The sequence below is a fragment of the Streptomyces sp. AA4 genome (genome assembly GCF_000158875.1).
Classification (GTDB): Bacteria; Actinomycetota; Actinomycetes; order Mycobacteriales; family Pseudonocardiaceae; genus Amycolatopsis.
The window spans coordinates 6540829-6558122 of the sequence record NZ_GG657746.1 but is presented as its reverse complement, the minus strand read 5'-3'; the positions used below and the strand labels follow the sequence as shown (position 1 = coordinate 6558122).

Sequence of the window (17294 nt, the reverse complement as noted above, 5' to 3'; positions counted from 1 at the left end):
AAACCCAGGAGTGTTCGGTGCGTGTCGGCACTGGACAACCCCTAGCTGCCTTGGCGCGGCGAAGGAGGGGTGCTCGCGGCCGCGGTTCGCAACGGGGCGGGCGGTGGGTTGTGGGCGGTGTTGCGGAGCGGTTTCTGCTCCGGATCGAGGATGGCCGGCGGGATCCAGTAGACGGCACCGTCGCGCATCACGATTTTCCAGCCGCTGTGGTGCAGGAGGCGGTGGTGGCGTTCGCAGCACGAGGCGAGATTGTCCAGGTCTGTCGCGCCGCCGTGCGCCCAGTGCACGATGTGGTGCGGAGTAGTCCATTTTGGACTGCGGTCGCAGCCCGGGAAGGTGCAGCCGCGGTCCCGGATCGCCAGTGCGCGGCGCTGGGCGGTGGTGGCGGTGCGGGCCGAGCGGCCGAGGTCGAGGACCTGGCCTTCGGTGCCCAGGACCGCAGGGTAGACCTTGGCGTCGCACAGGATCCGGCGCAGGTGGGAGGCGGACAGGACGGATTCGTCGTCCGTGAAGATCTTCTTCGCGGTGCTCTGCAGGGTTTCCAGGCTCACGGTCACCGTCGCGACTGCTCGTTCGCCGGCTTTGCTCGGAAGGTCCGGGGTGCGGGCGGCGAGGTCGACGATCGCGGCGAGGGCGTCGCCGTGGCGTTCGGTGGGGGTCCGCGGGTCGGGGGTGCCCGGTGCGGTCGCGGGGTCCGGCGCGGCCAGGGGAACCAGCAGTTGTTCGATCAGGGTGCCGGTTTCGTGGTCTACGTTGCCGCTGAAGCGGAAACGGCCGGTCTGCGTCCAGTGCCAGCGGAATTCCCGCCACGGGCGCGCGGCCTCTTCGGCACGAGCGCCGGAGTCCGAGTCGGGAACCGAATCAGGGTCCAGGCCGTGGTCCAGGTCCGGGGAGCCGGGCACGTCGGCAGGGTCGTTGTCCCAGTAGATCTTCAACCGCGTCGCGGCGCGGCGGACGGTGCTGGGGTTGGCCTGCGTCGCGAGGGTCACCAGGGTGTCTTCCGCGACGGTGTAGTCCTCGGGAGTCAGCCACCGCGGCGCCTCGCCCAGGAAGTCGGCGATCACCGCCGCGTGCTGGGCGGTGATCTCGCCCGCGGACAAGGCTTTCCAGGTCAGCGGCAAGGAGCCGGTGGCCTGGGCGAGCCGGGCGCGGGCCTCGCGCAGGGTCACGTGCAGGATCGTCGCCAGATAGGACGACGTCGAGGAATAGCCGTCCGGCACGGCGCCGCGCGATTCCAGTTCCCGGATGGCCTCCAGTTGCGCGGCGTAAGCGATGTTCTGCTGTCGTTGAGTGGTCAGGAGTCTGGTGGTCAGGTCCCGGTCTGAGAGTTGCCAGGCGGGGAGCGTCGTAGTCGTGGACACCTCTTCATTTTCTCGAACGCACGTTCGATTACGCCATCGCTCGAAGTGGTCAACCCCGACTGCGGAGGCCACGGCAGCAAGATCACTGTCCGGAGCCAAAACGCCGCATCGGCAGCGAAATAATGCCCTTCGCCCCCAGTCGGCACCGAAGGCGCGCGGCCAAACAACACAAGGTAATCGTGATCACCTGATTGAGTGACTTTAGATCGCGGTTGGCTGTGCTTAGGGGGCGGCTGCCAACGTGGCACCCGCAGGAAGATGACCGTTGGGTCGAGGAGCTTGCGATGGGCGTGAACTGGGGGCAGAACCGCCGCACCGAGCCGAATGAAGCAGTGTCCCTCCTCGAGGGCCTGCTGATCGAATGCGATGCGGGGGCCGGAGACACGGTATTGGTCGGCGGAGGACCGGCCAGCGGGAAAACACAGGTGCAGAACCAAGTGGTGGCGCGAGCCCGTGAGCTGGGCGTGCTGACGCTCACCGCGACGGGGGCGGCCGACGAGCGCGACGTCGACGGAGGCGTGCTCGAGCAGTTGCTGGCCAGCCCGGCGTTGCCGCGCGAAGTGCTGGCCGCGGCGGACGGCGAGGATCGGATCGCCGCGTTGTGCAGTGCGTTGCACCGGTTGGCGCGCGAGCGATCGCTGCTGATTGCGGTCGACGATTTGCAGCACGTGGACGAGACGTCGGCCCGGTTGTTGCTCAGGCTGCAGCGGCGGGCGCGTTCGGCCGCGATGTTGCTGGTGTTGACGCAGCCGGACGGCTGGTATTCCGGCGAGGGCGTCGAGTTCGCCGCGCAGCCGCACCGGTACGTGCATCTGACGCCGTTCACCGTGGAGGCGATCGCGCAGCTGGTCGCGGACCACGACGAGGCCGAGCGGATCCACGGATTGAGCGCGGGGAATCCGTTGCTGGTCAGCGCATTGGTCGACGCCGGTCGCAGTTCGGTGGACGACAGCGCGGCGTATTCCGATGCGGTGCAACGGCTTTTGCATCGCTACGGTTCGCCGCTGCGCGAAGTGGCGACGGCGATCGCGGTGCTGGACACCGACGTGACGACGGACGCGGTCGCGACCGTCGCGGGCGTGGACCCGGTCGAGGCGGAGGCGTCCGCAGGCGTGCTCGTGGAGACTGGGCTGGTCGACGGGGTGCGGTTCCGGCAGCAGCCGGCCGCGGCGGCCGTCGTCGGCGGGTTGCGCGGATCCGAGAAGGTGCAGCTGCACATCCGGGCCGCGGAGGTGAAGCACGCACGCGGATTGTCGGCACCCGAGGTTGCGCGGCATCTCGTGGCGGCGGGCGAAACGCAGGCGGACTGGGCGTTGCCGGTGCTGGTCGCGGCGGCGGAGCAGGTGATGCTCGGCGACGACGTCGACTTCGCCACCCGTTGTCTGCAACTGGCGGCATCGACGACCACCGCGTCGTGGGAGCAGCAGATGATCTCGCAGCTGCTGGCCAAGATCACCTGGCGGGTCAACCCGGCGGCAGCGGCACCGCATCTCGCGGCACTGCGCGAAGCCGCGTCGCTCGACCAATCCGACCGGATCGCCTTGGTTCGCCAGTCCTTGTGGTTCGGGGACCGGGAAACGTTCGAATGCGCGCTGGTCCGGTTGGGGGACGACCTCGAGCCGCTGCACCCGCGGACGGCGGCCGAGCTGACTCTGGCCGCGCATTGGCATTACGGCACGGCACCGGAGCTGTCGATCGACGCGTCGGATCCCTGGATGCGCACGGCAACCACGCTAGCGTCGGTATGGCGCATAGGCGGCAGCGAAGAGACTTCGGTGTGCGCGGAGCGGATTCTGCAGAACTGCCGACTCTCCGACACCTCGCTGGAAGCGTTGGCTACGGCCATCCTCGCGCTCGCGTACGACGGCAAGGCGGACCGCGCCGAAGGCTGGTGCTCTTCGCTGGCCGAGGAAGCCGAGTACCGCGGCGCGGTCACGTGGAAGGCGATGCTCGACGCTCTCGGCGCGAGCCTGCTGCTGCGTCGCGGCGAACCCGCCGAAGCGGCCGAAGCAGCGAGCCGCGCGCTAGCGCTGCTTGACGAACCTAACTGGGGTGTCGCGATCACGTACCCGCTGGCCACCATGCTCACCGCGTACACCGCAGCAGGAGCGTTCAAAGCCGCAGCAGGAGTGTTGCGCCACGCTCTGCCCGAAACCGTGTACACGACCCTCGGCGGCGTACGCTTCCTCCGGGCACGCGGACAGTTCCACCTGGCCACAAACCGCGGCCTTTCCGCAGTGAGCGATTTCCAGCAGTGCCAGCGAATTCTCCGCGACAGCAATCTCGACCTGCCCGCCGTGGCACCATGGCGGACCGACCTCGCCGAGGCGAACCTGCGGCTGCGCAACCCGACTCTGGCAGTCGAGCTGGCGAAACAGCAGCTGTCGGACACGACGGACGCGTTCTCGCAGGCAGTGGCGCTGCGGGTGCTGGCGTTCGCCGGGGACAGCGGGGCACGGTCCGGGCTGCTGAACCGGGCGGCGGAAGCGTTCAAGGAGTCCGGCGACCGGCTGGAGCTGGCTCGCACCGTCCGTGCGATCAACCAGCTCGGCCAGCGTGCGGAACGCTCGGCGGGCCTGGTAAAACCGGTGCAGGTGCCGCGGCAGCCGATGCGTCCGCTCACGCCTCGTCCGGCGGCGTCGAGGCCGGAACCGCCGCGCGCGGATCCGGAAGGCCCGGCGGCGACCACGTTGAGCGAGGCCGAACTGCGCGTCGCGGAACTCGCGGCACACGGGCGGACCAACCGCCAGATCGCCGAAACGCTGTACATCACAGTGTCCACTGTGGAGCAGCATCTGACCAGGGTGTACCGGAAGCTCGGCGTGGCCGGGCGGAGTGCGCTGGCGGGCGAACTGGCCGGTGCCGGGCAGTGATCGGGAGCAACGACGAGAACGTGCTGACCGACGTGGAGCTGCGAGTAGCGGAACTCGCCGCGCAGGGCATGCCGGTGGCGGTGATCGCGGAGGTACTGGGAGTGTCCGCGAACACCGCCGCCCGTCACCTGACGGCTGTCTACGGCAAGCTCCGAAACGCGTGAAGGGCCTCTCGCGCGAACTCCGCGAGAGGCCCTTCACCGGGGACAGGTCAGGATCGGCGGTCAGCGACCACCGCTTCGATGATGTCGTCCAGGGTGCGCGTCGGCACGAAGCCGATCTGGTTGTACGCGCGGGTGCAGTCGGGAATGCGACGCTGCATGTCCTCGTACCCGTCGCCGTACGCCTCCTCGTAGGGCACCTTCGTGATGGCGCTGCTCGAACCGGTCGCGCCGATCACGCGCTCGGCCAGCTGCGAGATGGTGGTCTGCTCGTTGCTGCCGAGGTTGAACACCTTGCCGTACGCGGTTTCGTCGGCGAGCAGGTCCGCCAACGCGGGCACGACGTCGTGCACGTGGCAGAAGCAGCGGGTCTGCTGTCCGTCGCCGAACACCGTGATCGGCTCGCCGGCCAGCGCCTGCGTGACGAAGCGCGGGATGACCATGCCGTAGCGCCCGGTCTGGCGGGGGCCGACGGTGTTGAACGGCCGCACGATCACCGTGCGCAGGCCGTGCTCCACCGCGTACAGGTGGGCGAACGTCTCGTCCAGCGCCTTCGCCTCGGCGTAGGACCAGCGGTTCTTCAGCGGCGACCCGATGATCCGGTCGTCGTCCTCGCGCAGGCCGTCGGCGGTGTTCTTGCCGTAGATCTCGCTCGTCGACGCGACGAGGATCGGGACGTCGTGCCGCAGCGCCGCGTCGAGCAGGTTCTCCGTGCCGTGCAGGTTGGTGCGCAGGCTGTCCATCGTCTTGTCGAGGATGGTGAACACGCCCACCGCGGCGGCGAGGTGGAAGACCGCGTCGATGCCCGCCATGCACGATTCGACCGCGTTCGGGTCGGTGATCGAACCGCGCACGAACCGGAAACCGGGGTGCCCGGCGACGCCGGCGAGGTTGTCCAGGGTGCCGGTGCTGAGGTTGTCCAGTGCGACGACCTCGTCGCCGCGGGCCAGCAGGTGCTCGGTGAGGTGGGAGCCGATGAACCCGGCGCCTCCGGTGATGAGGTAACGCACTGTAGGTCCTTTCAAGCGCGGCGAAGCCGCTCCGTTGAGGGTGATGGTGGGGCGGTAGCTGGGCTCTCAGTTCGCGAAGAGCGCGCGGTCGAAGCGGTAGGTGGCGTCGATGACGGTCGGGCAGTCGGCCAGCCATTCGTAGCCGTGGCCCGGCTGGACGGTGTGGATGAGCGCGACGTCCCAGTCCTGGCCGTCCGGTTCAGGGACGGTGTCGAGCGAACCGCCGGTCACTCGGACGTTAGGCACCAGCGGGTCGTAGTAGCCGACCTTCGCGCCCTTCGCGGCGAGGAGGTCGAGGATGTCGAGCGCGGACGACGAGCGCACGTCCTGCACACCGGGCTTGTACGTCACGCCGACCACCAGCACGCGCGTACCCGCCATGCCCTTGCCTTCGCGCGACAGTGTGTTCAGTACGCGGTCGACAACCTGCTTCGGCCGCTCCGCGATGGCGTGCATCGCCTGGGTCACCAGTGGTGCGTTGCTCTGCGTCGCGCGCAGCTGCCACAGCAGGTAGTGCGGGTCGCAGGGGATGCAGTGGCCGCCGACGCCGGGGCCGGGGTGGAAGGCCATGAAGCCGTACGGTTTGCTGGCCGCCGCGTCGATGACCTCGATCGGGTCGATCGAGAAACCGTCGCTGATCTCGGCGAACTCGTTGGCCAGCGCGATGTTCACCGCCCGGAAGGTGTTCTCGTACAGCTTGGTCATCTCGGCCGCTTCCGGCGAGCTGACGCAGTGCACGGCCGGGGTGAGCACGTTGATCACGCGCTGCGCCATCGCGGTGCAGACCGGCGTCACGCCGCCGAGCACGCGCGGGGTCTCGGCCTGGGTGTGCGTGACGTTGCCCGGGTCGATCCGCTCGGGGCTGGACGCCACGAACAGGTCGCGGCCGATGGTGAATCCCTTGGCCACCAGCGGTTTCACCAGCAGCCGGTTCGAGGTGCCGACGTAGCTGGTCGAGGTGAGGATGAACGTCTGGCCGCGGCGGGCGTTGGCGACCAGCGCCGCGCACGCCGCCTCCAACGGGCCGAGGTCCGGCATCAGGTACTCGTCGAGCCCGGTCGGCACGCACACCAGCACCGCGTCCGCCTCGGCCATCCGCGCCGAGTCCGTGGTGAGCTGGAAGTCCTCCTGGTGCACGGCTTTCTCGAGCCGGCGGTGGTCGGCTTCGATGAGGTCGACCTCGCCGGTGCGGATGGAGTCGAGCCGGTTCTGCGACAGGTCGATGCCGATCACGCCGACGCCGCCGGCGTGCAGGCCGAGCGCGGTCGGCAGGCCGACGTAGCCCATCCCGATCACCGCGACCGACGTCAGTTCGTTCCGTTCGGCGAGGGCCTCGAATTCAGCGACAGTACTGGTCATTCCTGGTCACCCGTTTCTGGATGGGCTGGGGAAAAGCGTGCGGGAAAAGCGAAGCGAAGGCCGGTCATCGGACCGAGCGGACGATTTCGAAGGCCTCGGCGAGGCCGGCGCTGACCTGCGAGCCGCGGTATTCGGCCAAGGCGCGGACGCCGCGTTCGCTGCGCGGATTCGGCCACGGCTCGAGTTCTTTCCCGTAGGCGCGCAGCGCTTCGATTTTGCGCTCGAGGTGGCTTTCCTCGAGCAGCTGCCAGCAGTTCGGCCGGAAGGTGACCGGCAGCCCGGAGGCCTCTCCGACGTCGGTGGCGGAGCGGATCTCGAACGTGCGGACCTCGCGCACCGGACCCTTGCCCGGCCGCCCGGCGACCCGCGCGGCGCGGCTGACCAGCGCGTGGTCGGTGCTGAGATCGCACATGCTGGTGGCGAAAACGGTGTCCGGCTCGAATTCGCGGACCTCGCGCTCGACGACCTGGTTCAGCTCGAGATGGCTGACCGTGTCGAGCCGGTTGTCGCCGAATTCGTGGACTCGCACGCGTTCGATGCCGAGCGTTTTCGCGGCCAGTTCGATCGCGTCGGTGCGATTGGTGACCTCGGCGCCGGCGGCCGAACGCGAACCGTCGTCGTTGGTGAGAATGCAAAGCGAAACGGTGACGCCCTCGTCGGCGAGCCGGGCGATGGTCCCGCCCGCGCCGAGCGTTTCGTCGTCGCCGTGGGCTCCCACCACCAGCAGCCTGCGTGTCAACGTGTGCATACGATTCCCCAGTCCTTGTCCGGGCGGTGAAACCCCCAGCGGAAACGAGCCGTGCGAAATGGCTTGGAACGCCAGCAAAATCTGACACCCGCGGGTGCTTGCGACAACCCCTAAAGACGGTCTAAAGCGGACCTCGGCCGGGCGCGCGGACCGGTGCGGCAGGGGCCGTTAGGGGTGGGTCCGCGCGCGGGCGCGCTCGTATCGTCACGACGTCGGACGGGCATGCGACGCGGAAGGAACGTGGGCACGTGGGCAACTCCGAGGAGAAGCTGGTCGGTGCGCTCCGGGCTTCGGTGAAGGAAACCGAGCGGTTGCGCGAAAAGAACCGCAAGCTCACCGAAGCCGCACGGGAGCCGATCGCGATCGTCGGGATGGCCTGCCGGCTGCCCGGCGGCGCGGGCACCCCGGAAGCGTTGTGGGAACTGCTGTCCGGGGGCGTCGACGCGATCGGCGAATTCCCGTCGAACCGAGGCTGGGATCTCGAACGGCTTTACGACCCGACCGGGGAACGGCCGGGTTCGAGTTATGTGCGCGAGGGCGGTTTCCTGCACGACGCGCTCGATTTCGACGCCGACCTGTTCGGCATCAGCCCGCGCGAGGCGCTGCTCATGGACCCGCAGCAGCGGTTGCTGCTCGAAACGTCCTGGGAGGCGTTCGAGCGCGCCGGGATCGCGCCGCATTCGGTGAAGGGCAGCGCGACCGGCGTTTTCGCGGGCACCATGTATCACAATTATCAGGGCAGCTACGGCTCGTCCGGCGTCATTTCCGGCCGCCTCGCCTACACTTTCGGGCTCGAAGGACCCGCGGTGACCATTGACACCGCGTGCTCGTCCTCGCTCGTCGCGCTGCACTTGGCGGTACAGGCCTTGCGCAACGGCGAATGCACGCTCGCGCTCGCCGGCGGTGTCTCGGTGATGTCGACGCCGCGTACGTTCGTCGAGTTCTCCCTCGACGGCACGCTCGCCCGCAGCGCCCGTTGCCGCACCTTCGCCGACTCAGCGGACGGTACCGGCTGGTCCGAGGGCTGCGGCATGCTGCTGGTGGAGAGACTCTCCGACGCGCGACGCAACGGGCACCCGGTGCTGGCGCTCGTCCGCGGCACCGCGATCAACCAGGACGGCGCGTCTAACGGCATGACCGCGCCGAACGGGCCCGCGCAGCAGCGTGTGATCCGGCAGGCGCTCGCGAACGCGCGGCTGCGGCCGGACGAGATCGACGTCGTCGAGGCGCACGGCACGGCGACCAAACTGGGCGACCCGATCGAGGCGCAGGCACTGCTCGCGACCTACGGCCAGGAGCGCGAAGAGCCGCTGTGGCTCGGGTCGATCAAATCGAACGTGGGACACACGCAGGCCGCGTCCGGCGTCGCTGGCGTGCTGAAGATCGTGCTGGCGCTGAACAACGGCCTGCTGCCGAAGACGCTGCATGTCGACAAACCGACCCGGCATGTGGACTGGAGCGCGGGCAAGGTCGAGCTGCTGACCGAGGCCCGGCCCTGGGCGCGCGGGGAACAGCCGCGCCGCGGTGCGGTTTCGTGCTTCGGCCTGAGCGGGACCAACGCGCACATCATTCTCGAGGAAGCCCCGGCGCCGGAGACCGCCGAAACTCCGCGTGATGGCGCAGCGGTTCCGGTTGTGGTGTCCGGCCGGACGCCGCAGGCATTGCGGGCCCAAGCGAAGCGGCTGGCCGAACACCTTGCGGCACAGCCGGAACTGGACCTGCTCGACGTCGCCGCCACCTTGGGCGCGTCGCGGACGCATCTGGACCACCGGGCCGCGGTGATCGGGAAGTCCATTGAGGACGTTCTGCCCGCGTTGAACGCGCTCGCGAACGGCGAATTGGGTGCGGTGAGCGGCCTGGCTCGCGGCGAGGCGTCGTTGGCGTTCCTGTTCTCCGGTCAGGGATCGCAGCGGGTCGGGATGGGCCGTCAGCTGGAGGTCTTCCCGGTTTTCGCCGAGGCTTACGCGGCGGCGTGCGCGGAGTTGGACCGGCATCTCGACCGGCCGATCCGCGCGGTGATCGACGGTGACGCGGACGCGTTGGGGCAGACCGCGAACACTCAGGCCGCGTTGTTCGCGTTCGAGGTCGCGTTGTTCCGGCTGGTCGAGTCGTGGGGGCTCACGCCTGCCGCGTTGTGCGGGCATTCCATCGGCGAGCTCGCCGCTGCGCACTGCGCGGGCGTGTTTTCGTTGGCAGACGCGGCGAAGCTGGTCGCCGCTCGCGGCCGGTTGATGCAGGCGTTGCCGAAGGGCGGTGCGATGGTGGCCGTCGAAGGAACTCCGGACGAGGTCGCCGCGCACGATCCACAAGGGACGGTCGACGTCGCCGCGGTGAACGGGCCGCGCTCGGTCGTGCTGTCCGGTGCCGAAGACGCCGTGCTCGCGGTCGCCGCGAAGTTCAGCGACGCCGGGCGACGGACGACGCAGCTCAAGGTCTCGCACGCGTTCCACTCGCGACTGATGGAGCCGATGCTCGCCGAGTTCCGCACGGTCGCGCAGAGCATCGCCTACGCGCAGCCGACCGTTTCGGTGATGTCCAGCGTGACCGGCGAGGAGGTCTACGCCGAGCTGACCGACCCCGAGTACTGGGTGCGCAACGTCCGGCAGCCGGTCCGGTTCGCCGACGCGGTCCGCGCGCTCGCTGCCGACGGGGTCAACCGGTTCCTCGAACTGGGCCCGGACGCACCGCTGACCGCGGTGGTTCCGCAGTCCGCTGATGACGCGGTTGCCGTGCCCGGCCAGCGGCGGGACGTTCCCGAGGACGTGGCGCTGCTGACCGCGTTGGCCACGCTGCACGTCCGCGGCGTGGTGCCGGACTGGGCCGCGCACTTCACCTCGCGCGGCGCGAGCCGGGCCGACCTGCCGACCTACGGGTTCCAGCACCAGCGGTACTGGCTGGAGGTTTCGTCCGAATCCGGGGATGTCTCGGCGATGGGGCTCGACCCGGTCGACCACCCGCTGCTCGGCGCGGCGACTCTGCTGGCCGACGCGGACGGCGTCGTGTTGTCCGGCCGCGTGTCCACGGCGACCCACCCGTGGCTCGCGGACCACGCCGTCGGCGGCTCGATCCTGTTGCCTGGCACCGCGTTTGTGGAACTCGCCGTGCGCGCCGGGGACGAGGTCGGCTGCGGACGCGTCCAAGAGCTGACCCTGCACGCGCCGCTCGTGCTGCCCGCGAGGGGCGCCGCGCGGATCCAGGTGCGCATCGGCACTCCGGCGGCGGACGGGACCCGGCCGATCAGTGTCCACTCGCGACCCGACGATCTCGCCACCGCCGTCGCCTGGACCCGGCACGCGGACGGCACGCTCGCGCCGGCCGCCTCCGGAACGAACTTCGACCTCAGCGAATGGCCGCCAGCCGGGGCCGAGACGGTCGATGTCGAGGGCATGTACGACCTGCTGGCCGAGCACGGAATGGTTTACGGGCCGGTGTTCCAGGGCCTGCAAGCGGCGTGGCAGCGTGGGGACGACGTGTTCGCCGAGGTCGCGCTGCCTGAGCAGGAGCGGATCGGCGCCGAGGCGTTCGGACTGCACCCGGCGGCCTTCGACGCGACCCTGCACGCGGTCGGGCTCAGCGCGGCGGCCGGTGAGGGGACGACGCTGCCGTACGCCTGGTCCGAAGTGGAGCTGTTCGCGACGGGAGCGTCCTCGCTGCGAGTCCACGTGCGACCGACCGGTGAGCAGGCGGTCGAACTGCGGCTCGCCGACAGCGCCGGGGCACCGGTCGCGCGCGTCGGCACACTGAAGTTGCGGCAGATCAGCGAGGAACAGCTCGCGGCTGCGGCACCGACTGGCTCGGACGAACTGTACGAAGTGGACTGGGTTCCGACGACTCTGCCGGACGCCCAGGCGGCCTACGAGGTCTACCTCGCGAAGGCGGGGAACAACGCTGCTTCGGCGAAGAAAGCCGTCCACAGTGCACTGTCCAAACTGCAGGCGGAGGGCGGCAAGGAGAAGCTGCTCGTAGTGACCGGCAACGACCTCGCCGGGGCTGCAGTGGCGGGTCTCGTCCGGTCCGCGCAGGTGGAGAATCCCGGCCGGATCGTGCTCGTGGAGGGCGACGCGACCGACGAACAGCTCGCGGCCATCGCGGCGGCGGACGAATCGGCGGTGCGGGTTTCCGGGACCGAGGTGCGCGTGCCGCGGCTCGTCCGGGCGACGCCGGAGCCGGGGGCGCCGGTCGACTGGTCGGCCGGGACCGTGCTGCTCACCGGCGGCACCGGGGCGCTCGGCCGGATCGTCGCTGCCCACCTCGCGAAGCAGGGCGCACGGCAGTTGCTGCTGGTCAGCCGCCGTGGCGACCAGGCACCCGGCACTGCGGAACTCGTTGCGGAACTGGCCGAACTGGGGGCGGAGACCACCGTCGCCGCGTGTGATCTCACTGATCGCAAGGCGGTGGCGCGACTGCTGAAGAAGCACCCGGTCGCCGCGGTCGTGCACGCCGCCGGTGTGCTGGACGACGGGGTACTGCCGTCGATGACTCCGGAGCGGATCGACGGCGTCTTCAACCCGAAGGCGCTCGCCGCCTGGCACCTGCACGAACTGGCTGGCGACGTCGAAGCGTTCGTCACCTTCTCGTCGGCCGCCGGGGTGCTCGGCGCTCCCGGCCAGGCGAACTACGCCGCCGCAAACGCGTTCCTCGACGCACTCGCCGCGCACCGTCGCGCCGAGGGGAAGCCCGCACACTCGCTGGCGTGGGGCATGTGGGAGTCAGCGGCCGGGATGGCTGGCGAGACCAACGGCAAACGCGGGCTCGGCGCGTTCACCGCGGCGGAGGGGTTGGCGCTGTTCGACACCGCGGTCAGCTCGGCCGGCGCGGTCTTCGTGCCGGTGAAGCTGGACCTGCCCGCGTGGCGCGAGGCCGGCGCGGTGCCGGACCTGCTGCGCGGCCTGGTCCCGACGGCTCGGCGGACCGTCTCCGATCGCGAGGCCGGGACCGATTCGTTGCTGGGCAAGCTCGTCCGGCTTCCCGCCGACAAGCGCCTCGACCACCTGCGCGACCTCGTCATCGAGCACGCGGCCGCGGTGCTGGGCCACGCGTCGACCGACGTGATCGACGCGGACCGCGCGTTCAAGGACCTCGGCTTCGACTCGCTGACCGCGGTCGAACTGCGCAATACGCTCAACGAGGTCACCGGCCTGAGCCTCACCGCGACACTCGTCTTCGACCACCCCACGGCCGGCGACCTGGCCGCGCACCTGCACGACGAGCTGCTCGGTGACCTGGAGCCGGACGCGGCCGGACCGGAGACCACCGTCGCCGGCAGCGACGAGCCGATCGCGATCGTGGGCATGGCCTGCCGGTTCCCCGGCGGCGTCAGCACGCCCGAGGAGCTTTGGGAGCTGGTCGCCGCGGGACAGGACGGGACCAGCGACTTCCCGACCGACCGAGCCTGGGACATGGACCACTGGCTGGAGCAGGTCGCGCCGGACGGCGGCACCCCGCGGGGCGGGTTCGTCCCGGACGCGACCGACTTCGACGCCGCGTTCTTCGGCATCAGCCCCAACGAAGCCGTGATGATGGACCCGCAGCAGCGGATGCTTCTGGAATCGTCGTGGGTCGCGTTGGAGAACGCGGGCGTGGACCCGTTGGCGCTCAAGGGAAGCACTACTGGGGTGTTCGTCGGCGTGATGCAGTCCGACTACGACCCGGGCGACGCGCTCGAACAGGGCGGCGGGGCTTATCGCGGCTCCGGTGCGCTGAGCAGCGTGGTTTCCGGACGGGTCGCGTACGCCTTCGGTCTCGAAGGGCCAGCTGTCTCGGTGGATACCGCGTGCTCGTCGTCGTTGGTGGCGTTGCACCAGGCGACCCAGGCGTTGCGTGGCGGTGACTGCTCGCTCGCGTTGGTCGCGGGTGTCTCCGCGCTTGTCTCGCCGGCACCGTTCGCGCAATTCGTGGACGGCGCTGTTGCCCGCGACGGTCGGTGCAAGCCGTACTCGGCTGCGGCTGACGGGTTTGGCTGGGGCGAGGGTGTCGGGGTGCTCGTGATCGAGCGGCTGTCCGACGCGCAGCGCAACGGGCACGACGTCCTTGCGGTCGTGAAGTCCAGTGCGGTCAACGCGGATGGTGCTTCCAACGGTCTTAACGCGCCCAGTGCTCCGGCGCAGGAAAAACTGATCCGTCGCGCGTTGTCGGCGGCTGGTCTGGCTGCGTCCGATGTGGACGCTGTCGAGGGACATGGCGCGAGTACGCCGCTGGGCGACCGGATTGAAACTTCCGCGCTGCTGGCTACTTACGGCCGGGATCGCTCGACGGACCGTCCACTGTGGCTTGGTTCGGTGAAGTCGAACATCGGGCACACTCAGGCGGCCGCGGGTGTTGCCGGGGTGATCAAGATGGTGCAAGCGATGCGGCACGGAGTGTTGCCCGCGACCTTGCACGCTGCCGAGCCGACGCACGACGTCGACTGGGCGGCCGGAACTGTTCGCCTGCTGGACGAGGCTCGGGATTGGCCGGAAGTGGACCGTCCGCGTCGTGCCGCGGTGTCTGCGTTCGGCTACAGCGGGACCAACGCGCACGTGATTCTGGAGCAGGCTCCGGACGTCGTGGCGGAAGCGGTCGAATCGGTTGACTCCGGTGGGGTGTTACCGCCGCTCGTGTTCTCCGCTCGGACCGCGGCGGCGCTTCCAGATCAGGCGCGGGCGTTGCTGGCGCACCTCGACGCGTATCCGGCGTTGGATGTCGTGTACTCGCAGGCCAACCGGCAGCCGTTGTTCTCGCATCGGGCGGCGGTGGTCGGTTCGGACGCGGCGGAACTTCGTGCCGCGCTGGAAGCTTTGTCTGCTTCGGACTCGGTGGTGACCGGACGGGCTCGCTCTGGCGGGCGGACCGCGTACCTTCTGCCGGGGCAGGGCAGCCAACGCGCCGGGATGGGTGCGGAGCTGGCGGCTGCGTTCCCGGTGTTCGCGCATGAACTGGAGCGGGTCGCGGCGAAGTTCGATCAGCATCTCGGCCGTTCGTTGCGCACGGTGATGTTCGCCGAGGCCGGTTCGGTGGACGCGCAGTTGCTGGACCGGACTCAGTTCAGTCAGGCCGCGGTGTTCTCCTTCTCCGTGGCGCTGTACCGGCTGCTGGAATCGTGGGGACAGCGGCCGGACGTCCTGGTGGGACACTCGGTCGGCGAGATCGCGGCCGCGCATCTGGCCGGAGTGTTCTCTTTGGACGACGCGGTGAAGCTCGTTGCCAACCGCGGTCTGTTGATGGTCGAGACTCGGGCCGGTGCAGTGGTCGCCGTCGAGGCTAGCGCGGACGAGGTCCGGCCGATGCTGAGCGACGACGTTGCCCTGGCGGCAGTGAATGGGCCGCGCTCGGTCGTGGTGTCCGGGGTGGACGATGCGGTGTGCGCGATTGCCGAGCACTTCGAAAGGCTCGGCCGTCGGACGAACCGGCTCGCGATCGACTGCGCGGTGCACTCGCCGTTGCTGGACGAGATTCTCGAAGAGCTGGAAGAGATCGCGCAGGAGTTGACGTTCGAGAAGCCGACGGTTCCGGTGATCTCGACGGTCACCGGTGCCGAAGCGACCGACGAGCTGTCCGACCCGGCACATTGGGTGGCGAACTGCCGCGACACGGTTCGTTTTGCTGACGCGGTGCGGGCTTCGGCGGCGACGCGGTTTGTCGAGTTGAGCACGAATGGTGTGCTCACCGCGGCTGCCGAGGCGGTGGTCGAGGACGCGGCGTTCGTTCCGGTGCTTCGGCGCAATCGTGGTGAGGTCGCTTCGACGCTTCTTGCTGCTGGGCAGTTGCACGTCCTTGGGGCGGGGCTGGATGTTAGGCGGATGTTCGCTGGACGGTCCGCGAGTACGGTTCCGTTGCCGCCGTATGCGTTCCATCGGACGCGGTACTGGCCGTCGGTCGACATGGAGGCTCGGCGGGCTACGGGGACTGGGCTGGGGACGTGGTTTGGTCCCGCGTTGACTGTCGCTGGATCGTCCACTGTGGTCCTGAGCGGAACGTTGCCTGCCGACGCGTTCCCTGCGGCGGGCTTTGTGGAGCTGGCTACTCGGGCTGGGGACGAGGTCGGGTGCGGACGCGTTGTGCGGTTGACCGTCGAATCGCCGTTGGCTTCCGAGCAGCTGCAGATCGTGGTGGGCGAGCCGGATGACGCTGGACAGCGTCCGGTGACTGTCCACTCACGACACGACGGTGTGTGGATTCGGCATGCCGAGGGTGTGCTTGCGGTGGATTCCGGGGCTGAGCCGGAGGGCCTGGGGGAGTGGCCGCCTGCTGGTGCGGAACCGGTGGCTGCTGGGTGGCTTGACGCGGCTTGGACCCTCGACGGGGTGGTGTTCGGGGAAATCGAGGTCGCTCCTGATGAGAAGTTCGGTCTGCATCCGGCGGTGCTCGATGCGGGACTGTCCACTGTGGGCGGAGACCCGGTGGAATGGCGGGACTTCCGGTTGTTCGCTACGGGGGCCGCGAAGCTGCGGGTTCGGTTGACTCCGCTCGGGGACGACCGGGTGGCGGTGTTGTTCGCGGATCGTTCGGGGCGGCCGGTGGCTGCGGCGGAGTCGGTGACGGTGCGGCAGCTAGTGGCTCCGTCGGCGGTGACATCTGCGCAGGCGGGGGTGAAGAAGCGGCGCGCGGTGGCTGATGATGTCTCGGAGTTGGAGTTGACCGAGAAGGGGCTTCAGGCGTTTGTGCTGGAGCAGGTCGCCGGGCTGCTGGGGTATGCCGATACCGCTGAGTTGGACGAGGACGCGCACTTCCTGGAGATCGGGTTCGATTCGCTGACCGCGGTGGAGTTGCGGAATCGGATCGCCGGTGCGGCGGGGGTTTCGTTGCCCGCGACGATCGCGTTCGATCATCGGACGCCGGCTGGGTTGGCGAAGCATTTGCTTTCCGTGCTGACCGGGCCCGCGGTCGAGGTGGGCGGGGATCCGGTGACGGAGATGTTCTTCGAGGCTGTCCGTGGTGGGCAGGTGGAGAACGGGCTCGCGTTGCTGGGGGCGGCGGCTCAGTTGCGGCCCCGGTTCCGGACGGTGGCTGAGCTGCGCGAGGAGCCGCGGCCGGTCGAGTTGGCTGCTGGGCCCGCGGAGGTCGGGTTGCTGGCGGTGCCTACTCCGGCTGGGATGGGGGGCGCGTATCAGTATGCGAAGCTCGCCGCTCGGTTCCGCGGGGTGCGGCGGGTGGCTGCGTTGCCTACGCCGGGGTTTGTGGCCGGGGAGTATTTGCCCGCTGATCTTGATGCGTTGTTGGATGTGTTGGCGGAGGGTGTTCGGCTGGCTGGGGACGGGCCGGTTGTGCTGGTGGGGCATTCCTCTGGTGGGGTACTGGCTTATGCGCTTGCTTCTCGGGTGAATGTGGCCGGGGTTGTGTTGCTTGACAGTTATGCCATGGATGACGGTGGGGATGCTGGGGACACCGTTCGGGATATGGCTGCGGGGATGGTCGAGCGGGAAGAGCAGTTCGGGCCGTTTGATCGGGACAAGTTGACTGCGATGGCTTATTACCTTGGGTTGCTGGATGGGGTTTCCTTGCCTGAGGTTGCTGCTCCTTCGCTTTTGGTGCGGCCGGATCGGCGGTTTGTCACTGCTGGGGGTTCGGTGGATCGGGGCGGGGAGGATGCCGGGTCGTGGCGGACTAATTGGGATCGGGCTGGGGTGGTGGTTACTGTTCCCGGGGATCATTTCAGTATTGTGGACGGGGATGTGGAGACTACGGCCAAGGCTGTGGAGGAGTGGGTGGGCGGTCTTCGGTGACTGCTCGTCGCCCTGGGGGGCGACATTGCTGCGCCTTGGTTGCGTGGGGCACCCCGAGAGCCGATTGTGCTGACGGTTCGG

General features: G+C 69.1%; 7 protein-coding genes. 3 read left to right on the top strand and 4 right to left on the bottom strand.

Annotation, left to right across the window (positions count from 1 at the left end; genetic code table 11):
- Positions 1-41: 41 nt before the first annotated feature.
- Positions 42-1361: an HNH endonuclease signature motif containing protein gene (locus SSMG_RS29770; protein ID WP_037715263.1), complete on the bottom strand. Its 1320-nt coding sequence runs from the start codon at positions 1359-1361 to the stop codon at positions 42-44.
- Positions 1362-1645: 284 nt separating this feature from the next.
- On the opposite strand from SSMG_RS29770, the gene SSMG_RS29765 reads away from it, so the two are divergent.
- Both SSMG_RS29765 and SSMG_RS43905 read left to right on the top strand, forming a co-directional pair.
- Positions 1646-4234 (top strand): LuxR family transcriptional regulator, encoded by a 2589-nt coding sequence (locus SSMG_RS29765; protein WP_009082196.1) that lies wholly within the window; start codon positions 1646-1648, stop codon positions 4232-4234.
- Positions 4231-4398 carry a LuxR C-terminal-related transcriptional regulator gene (locus tag SSMG_RS43905; protein ID WP_078560947.1) on the top strand — a complete coding sequence of 56 codons (168 nt, stop codon included), beginning with the start codon at positions 4231-4233 and terminating at the stop codon, positions 4396-4398. Before SSMG_RS29765 ends, SSMG_RS43905 begins: the two co-directional genes overlap by 4 nt.
- Before the next feature lie 47 nt (positions 4399-4445).
- On the opposite strand, the gene SSMG_RS29760 is transcribed toward SSMG_RS43905, so the two are convergent.
- The 3 genes from SSMG_RS29760 to SSMG_RS29750 form a co-directional block, all read right to left on the bottom strand.
- On the bottom strand, positions 4446-5405 hold the full coding sequence (locus SSMG_RS29760; protein WP_037715261.1) for an NAD(P)-dependent oxidoreductase: 960 nt from the start codon (positions 5403-5405) through the stop codon (positions 4446-4448).
- 66 nt (positions 5406-5471) lie between these two features.
- The gene (locus SSMG_RS29755; protein ID WP_009082193.1) at positions 5472-6764 is read right to left on the bottom strand and encodes a nucleotide sugar dehydrogenase; all 1293 of its coding nucleotides are present in this window, start codon (positions 6762-6764) and stop codon (positions 5472-5474) included.
- Positions 6765-6828: 64 nt separating this feature from the next.
- Positions 6829-7512, bottom strand: coding sequence for a PIG-L deacetylase family protein (locus SSMG_RS29750; protein WP_037715259.1), 684 nt, complete (start codon positions 7510-7512; stop codon positions 6829-6831).
- Positions 7513-7760: 248 nt separating this feature from the next.
- Here SSMG_RS29750 and SSMG_RS29745 point away from each other — a divergent pair, with 248 nt between their 5' ends.
- Positions 7761-17213, top strand: a complete 9453-nt coding sequence (locus tag SSMG_RS29745) for a type I polyketide synthase (RefSeq protein WP_009082190.1) — start codon at positions 7761-7763, stop codon at positions 17211-17213.
- The last annotated feature ends 81 nt before the right edge of the window (positions 17214-17294 follow it).

What these genes read in the sequence shown, in the direction of transcription:
- SSMG_RS29750 (WP_037715259.1), bottom strand. Translation starts at nt 7,512, where the DNA reads ATGCACACGTTGACACGCAGGCTGCTGGTGGTGGGAGCCCACGGCGAC.
- SSMG_RS29755 (WP_009082193.1), bottom strand. Translation starts at nt 6,764, where the DNA reads ATGACCAGTACTGTCGCTGAATTCGAGGCCCTCGCCGAACGGAACGAA.
- SSMG_RS29765 (WP_009082196.1), top strand. Translation starts at nt 1,646, where the DNA reads ATGGGCGTGAACTGGGGGCAGAACCGCCGCACCGAGCCGAATGAAGCA.